Origin of the sequence: Pseudarthrobacter sp. AG30 (assembly GCF_003116525.1) — a bacterium.
Taxonomy (GTDB): Bacteria; Actinomycetota; Actinomycetes; order Actinomycetales; family Micrococcaceae; genus Arthrobacter.
In genome coordinates this window covers 25,337-36,038 of the sequence record NZ_QEHL01000041.1, presented here as the reverse complement: position 1 = coordinate 36,038, position 10,702 = coordinate 25,337, and the positions used below count along the sequence as shown (strand labels likewise).

The following is a 10,702-nucleotide window of genomic DNA, read 5'->3' as shown; positions in this document are numbered from 1 at the left end:
GGGCCCGCCACCGGCGTAAGTCCCATCCTTCCCGTACGGGCCCCGGAGCAGCAGAGTTGGCGCCGCGCCGTCAGCCGGGCGCCAGATATTGGTGCTCAATGCAACACCGTCCCGCATGGTGACAGAAACGTCGGGTTCGTAAACGTGGTTCATAAGTCTCTCCTTTGAGGATTTGAACGAGTCAGGGCCCGCGGAGCCACTGGACGCAACGTTCATACAGGGGGTGGCCAGCGGTTCAGGTTTCGTCCATCGAGGCAAGAGTTTCAAAGCGTTTGACATTGCAGGCCCGGTTTAGGCACCAGCTCGAGTGAAGCAAAACTTGAGGATACTTTAGATGCGCTGAAAGTACCCTACGACGAGGATCTTAGTTTGGCAATGCCCGAGACGGCCTTTCTTCGCATCACCAATGCGACCGAGGGCCTCGGGCCGCACCCGATCCAGCCACCGACCTCCACGGCGCCCCTTCGCCTCTCACGCCGTGCGAGGTGTGGGCATCCGAGTCGAATCACCGTTCCAATCGAAACCGCCCAGGCCCTCCATCGCGGTAATGCATGCGCGGTACTATTTTGTACTCAAAAGTACCTTGGTGGATTGGATCCGCTTCATCGTTAGCACGACCTTGCTCGTCTTGAGCTGATACGCCGGTGCTCACCGTCGCAGTATCGGACGGCCCCATTCGTGACATCCAAGTGTTCGCCCCGCAAATACAGTCCTAATCGGAGCGACCAACATCGAGGGCGGGGGTCTATGTCAAGGTCTTTCTAACCGCCGGCCGCCTGGTACTGCAGCCCGTCCAAGAGGATGTCCGCAATCTCGGAGAAAACTTCGCCCGCGCATAAGCCTGCTTCTTCTTCCGTCTCTGCCCATCGTCGTTCGCGCCCTGGCGGTGGGCATCTCACGTGATCACCTCGCTCCAGTCGTCAACCAGCATCTGGACCTGTTGTTCCGCCAACCCGGGCGGTACTTCGCCCGGCTGTTGCGACAGCGGGGATGGGAAACCGAACGCCCGATCTCGACAGAAGTCCGGACTTATTGGAGAGCCGCCCTCGGGGCCGTGCTGCTCTCGCAGGCGCCGCCGGAACTTCCGATGACTTAAACCTTGCGAGGATGCTGACCGCTCATTACGAGTCAAGTTGTAAATCACCACTTGATGGAGGTCAGTACAGACACGGCAGGGCAAGCAACGCGCTCAGCGTCAGGGGAACTGATGGAACTTCCAAACTCTACTGAACGTACATGTACAGCAGTGCTGTACATGTACGTTCACTATGAGGAGCAATACGGAGCTGTCACGCTCCGTGTGATGGAACTGTACCGATTAGCTAGGAAGGCGCAACGCGTCCATCAGAATGCTCGGGAGGACTTGGCCAAGAGACTTCAATTCAGCCCCCGCATCCAGTGCTCTTGTGGCCCACGAGGCCGCGGCATAGTCCACTCCCGACCCTGCACTCGTCGCCTGAGCTTGACGGAATCATCACTAGCAGCTCTAGAAGTTGCTTCTACGGCTGTGCCCATTGGACAACGAGCCCATAGCGCTGTCCGAAACGTTCCAAGTGCGATCCAGTGACATGTTTAGTGCGCTCCAGCCCTTCCTCGGTGTCCGATTCCGCCCGTAGTTCGAGCGCGTCCGCCCGGGACAACAGCAGGCAGCTTCCCGAGCTAAGGACAATTCGTTCACCGTCGGGTTCGAGGCGGATCTCGGCTCTCCGCCCGAGGTGGGCTGCAAGTTGCTTGCTATAGCGCTTGGCGGTTTCGGTCGGGACAATGGCGCTGGCTGTGTACATGGCGGGCAATTTGGACTCCTCTTTATGATGTTCTGGTACTGAGGGGCTGGCTTGAGCCGGTAGCTCAAAGGCAACAAGACCGTGTTGTTGAAACGTGGGGAAGGGGTACACGGGGTGGCTTGACGTACTAGCCGCCCGGTAAGCCATTACAGTTTCTAAGCAACGCGACCTCGCCCGGGGTTTTACCGCATTCCACCCACGCTATGACGGGTGAGGACATCGGAGGTGTTCGGTCCCCTCCGCCGCTGCGGTACTCGACGCCGGGGACCATAAACAGCAAAAAGTAAGGGCGGGATTGTTGGGATCTGGCGTAACGCACGTAGGACCATGCGCAGGACATGACCGACGCCTTCGCCGGCTGACCGAGAAGACTTGATAGATGTTGGTCGATGACGTCTGTGGATTGGCTCGTAATCCGGGGCCCTAAATGACTTCGCACTGTGGTGTGAAGTGAGGGTCGGCAGAGGCAACCGTTTTGCAGGGCCGGGTCTTAGACGCCGACCCTCCAATATCGGTTATTTGGCAACCTCTTGGGTCATCAGGTCCGGCGACGGGTACGGGGTCTGGGTGCTGCGCGACGAAGCGGAGGAGCCTCTACGGCTGTGCCGACGGTTCCGACCAGAGTACCTAGGCACTCGACTGACATGGTTACGATATCGCCTTCGGTCAGTGGGGGCGGCGCCGCTTCAGTACGGCGGCCCCACAGTTCTGCGAGGCAGCCGCCATTGCCGATTGTGCCTGAACCTAGGACGTCACCTGGCAGGACACGGGAGTTACGGGATGCATATGCTACCAGCGCAGGAAACGACCATCCCATATTTGAGAGAAGGTCCTCCCCGACGAGTTTTCCGTTGACGAACACTTCAGCCCGCAGGGCCAGGAAACCATCGTCGCCAACGAACGGATCGACCTCGTCTGCCGTTACGATCCATGGCCCGAGCGCGGTGCCGAAATCTTTCCCTTTGGCCGGTCCTAAGCGCACCTTCATCTCACGGGCTTGGAGGTCACGGGCCGACCAGTCGTTCATGATGGTGTATCCGAAAATATGTGACGCCGCCTCCTCCTCTGTGAGGTTTGAGCCGTTAGCTCTCCCACCGCCGATCACGGCAGCTACTTCGAGCTCAAAGTCGAGGCGTTCCGTGACGGGTGGGTGGAGTGTATCGCCCGGCCCTAGGATGGTATGCGGATTGGTGAAATAGAAGGTTGGGTGTTCATACCATTCATCCGCAACGTGGCTGGCTCCGTCTACACTCGCGCTGACCCCTTCAACGTGTTCTTCGAACGCGACAAAGTCACGCACTGACGCCGGGGCGAGAGGCGCAAGGAGGCGCACGTCGCTTAGTGGCGTAGCCGTTTCGTCCGCGACCTGGTTGTGGAGCGCCCTGGCCTTGGCGAGGCCTCCAGCCAGTACGGTCGCGACGGTGATGCCCTCGGGAAACGGGACAACACCTTCTCCCATAACGAAACCTTCGACAAGGTCGGCGTCTTGGGACCCCCATCGTGCGATTCTCATCCCCGAACCCCCTGTGATGCGCCATCGACGAGCTTTTCGGCGTTCCTACCAAGGATGTCTACCGTGGCCACTTCGGGCAATTTCGTGCCGAGAATGAAGTTGACTGGATCGTCCAGTCCCATATCAAAGGGATAGTCGCTACCAAGCATTACGCGGTCGCTGCCTGCGACGTTGACGAGTTGGCGGAGCGCGGCCTCATCGTGCACGACGGTGTCGAACCAAAGCTTTTTCAGATATTCCGAGGGGGGGTGTTCGCAGCCTCGTGCCTCGGGGCGTACTTTCCATGCCCGGTCGCTGCGGCCCACCGCGGTTGGAAGATATCCTCCGCCGTGGGCAGCAAGGACTTTGAGGTTGGGATATCGGTCGAGTACGCCCGAGAAGATCAGGTGCGACAGGGCAACTGCATTTTCCGTCGGCTGACCGACCGTGTTGGAAAGGTAGTAGCGGTCCAGCCGCTCGTCGAGACTACACCCGAAGGGATGGAGGAAGACGACGAGTCCCTGCTCCTCGAGCCGGGCCCAGGCAGGTTCGAGCCGTGGGTCGGAAAGCTCCACGTCGCCTGCGAACGACGAGATCTCGACTCCGACCAGTTTGTGGTCGACTGCGTTGTCGATGCACTCGACGACGCGGTGCGGGTGCTGCAGGGGTACGACGCCCAGTCCGATCAGCCGGTCGGGGGCGTTGGCCACATGCTCTGCGATGAGCCTGTTCGTTTCCTTGGACGCCCACACCGCCAGGTCTTCCTGCGCCCACGGATAAAAGTGGTTTGGCGATGCGCTGACCCATTGTTTATCGACACCTTGAGCATCCATGCTCTCAAGCCGGACAAGGGGGTCGGTGAGCTTCGCGATGCGTGAGCCGATCATTTCACCGGAGATTTTCAGGCTATCTGCGCCGTTCCTTAGTCGTTCAAGGGTCGCCGCCTCCTGCACCAGTCCGGGTGCTCGTTGCTCGACTTCTCGGTGCAATCCTGGCATCAGCAGATGGGCGTGAACGTCGGTAACCGTCATCTCGCACATCCTCCCTTTGTGCCGTCCATCTGGGGGTCCTTTCCTTTCATTGTGCGATTCTGGGTGGGCATCAAAGCACGGCAACCGGGTTGATTGGCGAGCCGACTGCACCGGTGATGGGCAGGGGCGCGGCCGACAATAGGAACTCCCATCGGTTCTCTGCCGCGCAGGCTTCTGCCAGTTCGTCAAGGTTCCACATTTCACCGACAGTGAGCCCAATGTTGGGGATCACGACCTGATGAAGCGGCTGAAATGCCGGGACGTCGAACTCGTTCGGACGAACTTCGAATCCCCAAGTGTCTGTCGCGATCGCCGCGATCTCACTGCGATGCAACCATCCCGCTGTTGTCAAAGACAGCCCGGGCGCCGGCCCACCGGCATAATCTCCCCAGCCCTCCCGTCGAGTGCGGGAGTATTGGCCCGTGCGGACAAGAACCACATCCCCTCTGCAGATCTCCACTCCAGCAGCTGCCGCCGTGGCATCGAGATCTGCAGCGGTAATTCCGTACCCATCCGGCAGTTCCCCCGTTGCCGGTTCCAGGTGCCTTCCAACATCAAGGAGCACTCCGCGCGAAACGAAAACATCGGCGACGTGCTCGATACCTGTCACCAGATCTCCATCGCTGGTTACGACGTCTCCTGCTCTGCGCCCGTTCCACGCGTAACCGTGATCAAAGATGTGACCGAGGCCGTCCCACTGGGTAGAGCATTGCAGCGGCATGGCAATTACATCGTCTGCTCCGCCCATTCCGTGAGGGAAACCCTGGGTTCCCCGCTCTGCATCTACACCGGTGTCGGTCATCGTATGAACCGGGTTGGTGCGTCGCCGCCACCCCTTCTGCGGCCCGTCGGTATCGAAACGCTGAGCCAGCGAAATGACCCGCCCGAGTCGTACAAGGCGGGATGCCGCCACCCGGTGACTGGGTTCAATGAAGTTGAGGGTGCCACGTACGTCGTCCTCGCCCCAGCGGCCCCAGTTGCGATGCGCGTGTGCACGTGCCGCGATTTCGGATTCGGGGTTGTGCCGGTCGAGATCGGCTGGATTTTCGCTGGGCGCAGTGATGAGGGGGATGTTCGTCAAAGGGATTCTCCTATATCGGATCAGGCGCTGAGGGCCGTCGCGGCGGGAAGCCGATGGCGTTCTTCACGGCGCCTGGCCTGGGCCTCGGGGTCCGCGACGGGGGCCGCGAGGAACAGCCGCTGAGTGTACGGGTGGCTGGGGCGGGCGGTGACTTGGTCGCCGTCACCAAACTCCACGATTTCCCCGCGGTACATGACGGCGACGCGGTGGCTGATGTGGCGCACGACTTCGAGGTCGTGGGAAACGAAAAGGTATGCGGTCTGTGTCTGCTCCTGAATGTCCCTGAAAAGTTCGAGCACTCGTGCCTGTGTGGAAAGGTCCAAGGCTGAAACCGGCTCATCGCAAACTACAAGTGCCGGCCTGAGCGCTAAGGCCCGGGCGATCGCAATTCTCTGGCGTTGCCCTCCCGAGAACTCGCGGGGCAATCGCGTTCCGGAGTCAGCGGGTAGATGGACCATCTCAAACAGGTCCCGGATCCGTTTCTTCGCCTCCGCCCCAGGGATTTTTCGAACGGTGAGTGGCTCAGCAAGGATCTGATCAATGGTTAGAGACGGGTTGAGCGACGTGTATGGGTCCTGGAACACGACCTGAATGTCCGAGGCTAATTCACGCCGCATAGCCCGGCTCGCGTGGGTTATGTCCTGACCGCGGAACAGGATCTTTCCGGCCGTTACGGGTGCCAGGCCGAGTACCGCGCGACCGAGCGTCGTCTTGCCGGATCCCGACTCGCCGACAAGGCCCACGCACTCGCCTTTCTGCACGCCGAGAGAGACCCCGTGCAGGGCGCGGAATGTCTTGGCCCGAATCCCTCGGCCGGGATATTCGACCGAGGCTTTCCGGATCTCCAGCAGCGTCTGGTTCATAGGGTGGCCTCTTTCCAAGATTCAGGCTGGGCCGCGGACGCGGCAGGTGTCAGGGGGCCCCGGGCCTCGGATTCGGAAAGAATCGCGCCGAGAAGTTCACGCGTATAGGGATGCTGTGGGTCCCTGAAGATCGACCGGACGGGGCCGGTTTCCACGATACGGCCAAGCTTCATCACCGAAACGCGGTCGCAAAGATCGGCGACGACGCCGAAATTGTGAGTCACAAGGATGACCGCCATCTGGAACTCTGATCTCAGGTCCCGCAGAAGGTCCAGGACTTCAGCTTGCACGGTGACGTCCAACGCTGTGGTGGGTTCGTCGGCGATGAGCACGTCCGGCTCGCAGGAGACCGCCCCGGCGATCAGGACTCGTTGGGCCATACCGCCGGAAACCTGGTGCGGGTATGACTCGAAGGTCAGCGCTGGGTTAGGAATACCCACCTGCGCGAGCAATTTCAGTGCACGCCGGGTTGCTTCCTTCTTTGAAATTCCCAGGCAGACTTGCATGGGCTCGATCAACTGTGAACCAATTGTAAAGCAGGGGTCCAGGTTGGACATGGGTTCCTGGGGGATATAGGCGATGCGGGCGCCGCGCAGCTTCTCCATCTCCCTCTCACTAAGCCCGGCAAGGTCCCGGCCGTCGAAGACGATCGAGCCCCCGGCAATGCTGCCGCCCTCCGGCAGCAGACGCAACACCGACCATGCCGTTTGTGTCTTGCCGGAGCCGGACTCCCCGACCAAGCCATGGACTTCGCCGCGGGCGACGGCGAGGGAGACATCGTGCACAACAGTCTTGGTGTCTCCCCCGGGAAGTGGATACGCCACAGACAGATTGTTGACCTCCAGGACTGCATTCCCCTTGTTGGGGCCCTCGTCGTGCCGGACGGTCTCCTCCCCCGCTGGCACTGGAGTTGGACCGCTATCTTTTCGGCGGCGGACTTTACGAGGCACTGACGCTCGCTCGAGTTCGTCGCGCAGCGCGTTGGCCAGCAAGGTGAGTGTTATGAGAGTGAGGCCGATCGCGGTGGCGGGCCAGACGATCAACAGTGGGTTGGTGTAGAGGTTCTGGAAACCATCAGAGAGCATTTGCCCCCATGTCGGGATGTTGATGTCCCCAAGACCAAGGAATTCAAGCCCGGACTGAATGGCCAAGGCCACTCCGCCCACAACCGCGGACTGGATCACAATCGGTGCCCTGACCACGGTCAAAATGTGCCGAACGATGATTCTTGAATCTGACAGACCCGCGACCCGGGCGGCTTCGACGTAAAGCTCACTGCGCACCGCGGTCACCGAGGCGTAAACGAGTCGAAAGAACGTCGGGGACAGCAGGACGCCGAAGACCAGCATGGAGGCCCACAACGAGGGTCCCACGACGGCGCGCACAGCCAGCAGAACTATGATCCCAGGCAGTGCCATGAGCAGGGCGATGATCCAGCTTGAAATGGTGTCGATCCATTTACCGAAGTATCCGGCGAGCAAGCCGCCGGTGACGCCAATGACCATGGCGACCATCAAAGCCACGAGAGCTCCGGCCAGGCTGAGTTGCGTTCCAACCAAAAGCCGTGAGAGCACATCCCGCCCTGCGCCGTCCGTGCCCAGAAGATGAGCTCCGCCAGGGGCGGCAAGGACAGAATTGATATCCGCGGTATTCGGATCCTGAGGCGCAATCAGCTTGGCAAAAACCGCTGCAAGGAGGACCAGGGTGAGAAAAATCAGGGAGGTGACCGCGAGCGGATTGCGCAGTAGGCGTCGGATGATCCCCGCCTGGACGGCGGCCGCGGGCGCAGTGATGGCCGTCAGTTCGGAATCCGATGCGTGGACTTGTGCTGTCATGACAGACGAACTTTCGGGTTGAGCCAACCTTGGGCCAGGTCGACGATGAGGTTGAATATGATGACAATGACTGTGATTGCGACCAAAAGTCCCATTACCAGTGGGATGTCGCCCAAGGCTGTGGCCTGCACAGCAATCTGACCCAGTCCCGGGATCGCGAAGACTTGTTCGACCACTACGGCCACACCCAGCAACGCCACGAAGTGCACTCCGAGGACGGCAAGTGCCGGGCCGGCCGCGTTGCGCAGAACGTGCTTGAGAATCACGCGACGGGCGGGCAGACCGCGTGACCTTAGCGTGCGAACGTAGTCGTGGCGGAGCGCATCGATAACTGATCCGCGGATCTGTTGGGTCACGTTGGCGATACCGCCAAAGGCCAAGGCGATCACCGGCAGCACAACCGTCTTGGCCCACCCCGCCGGGTCGTCAGTAAAGGCCACGTACCCGGTCGGGTCGAACCAGTGCAGGGTCAGTGCAAACACAAGGACCAATCCAACGGCGATCAGGAACCCCGGGATCGCGTGGCCCACGACTGCCAGGAGCTGGGCGAAGCGGTCGATCCACCCACGGCGGGTTGCGGCAAGTACGCCTAGAAACACGGAGACAATCGCGATCAGCACGATTGCTCCTGTTACCAGCGACAGCGTCACTGCGACGCGCGATGTGATCGCTTCTGCCACGTGCTGACCGCTGAACCACGAGGTCCCGAGGTCACCTCCCAGTGCGCGCGTTGCCCATGAGGTGAACTGAACATAAAGTGGCTGGTTCAGACCAAGTTCCTGGGCTTTGGCCTCAACTGTTGCCGTGTCGGCGCTCTCCCCCAAGATCTTCCGGGCGATGTCTCCACCGCCCAGATACAAGAGGGTAAAACCCAAGATTGTGATGGCTACGAGCAGCACGACGCCGCTTGTCAGTCTTCGGACAATGTATCTAAGCATGGCTATTCCTCGACTTACCTCGGCCAGTTAGGCCTTCGGCGTGATGTTCCATACATTAGGGATCACATTGCCCTGATTGAGTTCGACGCCGGTTTTGCTATCTGTGGCGAAGTAGATGGTTGGTGAGTACCAAGGAGCGAACCAGGCCTGGTCCACGATGTACTTATTGAGCTCCTTCAGCGCGGCGTTGAGTGCGTCGCCCTCTGAGGTGCGGATCGTTCCGAGCAAACTATCGACCTTGGGGTCCTGGTACTTAAACGTGTTCCAGCTACTGTTGGGGCTGATCAGGTTGCTTATCAACATCCAGTCGTTCGCGTCTCGCTGCACGGTGAAGTAGCTAAGGGCATATTTTTGGCTTTTCAGGTCGGAAATGAGGTTTTGGGCGGTGTCAACGAACTTTGTTTTGATACCGACGTCGCCGAGCTGCTGCTGGATCAAGGGCCACAGGGACTTGGGGAAGTTCGGAGCGGTCGGGATGGTCAATTCCAGCCCGTCGGCGTAGCCGGCCTCGGCAAGAAGCTGCTTGGCCTTGGCCGGATCGAACTTGTAGACGGAGTTGAGGGACTCATCGTATGCCGCAGAGGATTCAGGGAAGATCTGCCGCGTTGGCTTGCCGCGGCCCTGGGCAACGGCTTTCATCATGGCGTCTGCGTCAATCGCGTAGTTGATCGCCTGACGAACCTTGACGTTGCCGAGCGCCGGATTGGACTTCCCGGCGCGGTCAAACAAGTAGAGCCCGGCGAAGGTCAAGTTCTGGTCGTTGGCCGTGAAACCGGCCCCCTGGATCTGCGGGACGATTGTCGGATCGATGACTGCGGCAGCATTTAGCTGCTTGCCTCGGAGCGCGTTAAGTACCGATGTTCCGTCGTTATAAACGTTGACGGTGAGGGTTTCGTAATGGACGTTCCCCGAGTCCCAATATTGGGGGTTCTTGTCGAAGACGTACGAGGTTCCCACAACCGACTTGCCTGTGTTCAGCGTGTAGGGCCCTGAACCAATAGGGGTTGTCTGGGCGTCAGGCTTGTCAAACGCAGTCGGACTCTCCATGAGACCCGCTGACTGCCCGAGATAGCGCAAGAATGCAGGGTTGGGCTGCTTCAATGTGATGACGAGAGTCGTCGCATCTGTGGCCGTCGCATTTGCCATGTCGGCGACCTTCGACTTCTGCCCGGAACTGCCGTCGCGAAAGCGCAGCAGGTTCTGTGCAGCGACGCCGGCGGTGAAGGCGGTTCCATCACTGAACTTCACGTCATCGCGGAGTTTCATTGTCAGGACCGTTTTATCCGTGTTGTACTCCCACGACGTCGCCAAGGACGGCTCGACATCGTTGCCGTTGGTTTGGATCTTTACGAGAGTGTCGTACACGGCCTGCGCGTAGATTGATTGATAGCCCCAGTCGAAGTTCCTCGCCTCGAATGTGGCCGGCGCCATGATATTGCCGATAGTGATGTTTTTTTGGGCTTGAGTTGTGGCGCCCGGCGACGCTCCGGAACATCCGGAAAGGGTCAGACCGAGGGTGATGGTCGCGTACAGCGCCATTCTTCTGAAACGCATCATTACGTCCTTTCAGCTGCGGCAGAGGCGGGCTTGTGCAGGCCGCTTGCATTCTGTTCCACATTGAACAGATGGTCCGGGGCGATGGGAATTCCGAGTTGACAGGAAATCGACAGAGCACAGC

General features: G+C 60.0%; 9 protein-coding genes. 1 reads left to right on the top strand and 8 read right to left on the bottom strand.

The genetic code is table 11. The features are described 5' to 3' along the window. Positions 1 to 886: 886 nt before the first annotated feature. Positions 887 to 1,096, top strand: coding sequence for a TetR/AcrR family transcriptional regulator C-terminal domain-containing protein (locus DC347_RS22235; RefSeq protein WP_368665771.1), 210 nt, complete (start codon positions 887 to 889; stop codon positions 1,094 to 1,096). Positions 1,097 to 1,499: 403 nt separating this feature from the next. Here the strand turns inward: DC347_RS22235 and DC347_RS21150 are convergent, their stop codons facing one another. The 8 genes from DC347_RS21150 to DC347_RS21115 form a co-directional block, all read right to left on the bottom strand. Continuing rightward, positions 1,500 to 1,784 (bottom strand): DUF2218 domain-containing protein, encoded by a 285-nt coding sequence (locus tag DC347_RS21150; protein ID WP_109864384.1) that lies wholly within the window; start codon positions 1,782 to 1,784, stop codon positions 1,500 to 1,502. A 538-nt stretch (positions 1,785 to 2,322) separates the two neighbouring features. Then, positions 2,323 to 3,243 (bottom strand): fumarylacetoacetate hydrolase family protein, encoded by a 921-nt coding sequence (locus DC347_RS21145; protein WP_240617892.1) that lies wholly within the window; start codon positions 3,241 to 3,243, stop codon positions 2,323 to 2,325. Positions 3,244 to 3,293: 50 nt separating this feature from the next. Next, positions 3,294 to 4,307 carry an amidohydrolase family protein gene (locus tag DC347_RS21140; protein ID WP_109864388.1) on the bottom strand — a complete coding sequence of 338 codons (1,014 nt, stop codon included), beginning with the start codon at positions 4,305 to 4,307 and terminating at the stop codon, positions 3,294 to 3,296. A gap of 70 nt (positions 4,308 to 4,377) precedes the next feature. Then, on the bottom strand, positions 4,378 to 5,370 hold the full coding sequence (locus DC347_RS21135; protein ID WP_109864387.1) for a cyclase family protein: 993 nt from the start codon (positions 5,368 to 5,370) through the stop codon (positions 4,378 to 4,380). Between the two features lie 38 nt (positions 5,371 to 5,408). After that, a complete protein-coding gene (locus tag DC347_RS21130) occupies positions 5,409 to 6,251 on the bottom strand; it encodes an ABC transporter ATP-binding protein (protein WP_109864382.1) in 843 nt (280 codons plus the stop codon). Further along, on the bottom strand, positions 6,248 to 8,086 hold the full coding sequence (locus tag DC347_RS21125; RefSeq protein WP_109864381.1) for a dipeptide/oligopeptide/nickel ABC transporter permease/ATP-binding protein: 1,839 nt from the start codon (positions 8,084 to 8,086) through the stop codon (positions 6,248 to 6,250). Before DC347_RS21125 ends, DC347_RS21130 begins: the two co-directional genes overlap by 4 nt. Then, positions 8,083 to 9,024 (bottom strand): ABC transporter permease, encoded by a 942-nt coding sequence (locus DC347_RS21120; RefSeq protein WP_109864380.1) that lies wholly within the window; start codon positions 9,022 to 9,024, stop codon positions 8,083 to 8,085. The genes DC347_RS21125 and DC347_RS21120 overlap by 4 nt, the downstream gene beginning before the upstream one ends. A gap of 27 nt (positions 9,025 to 9,051) precedes the next feature. Next, the gene (locus DC347_RS21115) at positions 9,052 to 10,581 is read right to left on the bottom strand and encodes an ABC transporter substrate-binding protein (protein WP_109864379.1); all 1,530 of its coding nucleotides are present in this window, start codon (positions 10,579 to 10,581) and stop codon (positions 9,052 to 9,054) included. Between the last annotated feature and the right edge of the window lie 121 nt (positions 10,582 to 10,702).

What these genes read in the sequence shown, in the direction of transcription:
- DC347_RS21150 (WP_109864384.1), bottom strand. Translation starts at nt 1,784, where the DNA reads ATGTACACAGCCAGCGCCATTGTCCCGACCGAAACCGCCAAGCGCTAT.
- DC347_RS21145 (WP_240617892.1), bottom strand. Translation starts at nt 3,243, where the DNA reads ATGGGAGAAGGTGTTGTCCCGTTTCCCGAGGGCATCACCGTCGCGACC.
- DC347_RS21140 (WP_109864388.1), bottom strand. Translation starts at nt 4,307, where the DNA reads ATGACGGTTACCGACGTTCACGCCCATCTGCTGATGCCAGGATTGCAC.
- DC347_RS21130 (WP_109864382.1), bottom strand. Translation starts at nt 6,251, where the DNA reads ATGAACCAGACGCTGCTGGAGATCCGGAAAGCCTCGGTCGAATATCCC.
- DC347_RS21125 (WP_109864381.1), bottom strand. Translation starts at nt 8,086, where the DNA reads ATGACAGCACAAGTCCACGCATCGGATTCCGAACTGACGGCCATCACT.
- DC347_RS21120 (WP_109864380.1), bottom strand. Translation starts at nt 9,024, where the DNA reads ATGCTTAGATACATTGTCCGAAGACTGACAAGCGGCGTCGTGCTGCTC.
- DC347_RS21115 (WP_109864379.1), bottom strand. Translation starts at nt 10,581, where the DNA reads ATGATGCGTTTCAGAAGAATGGCGCTGTACGCGACCATCACCCTCGGT.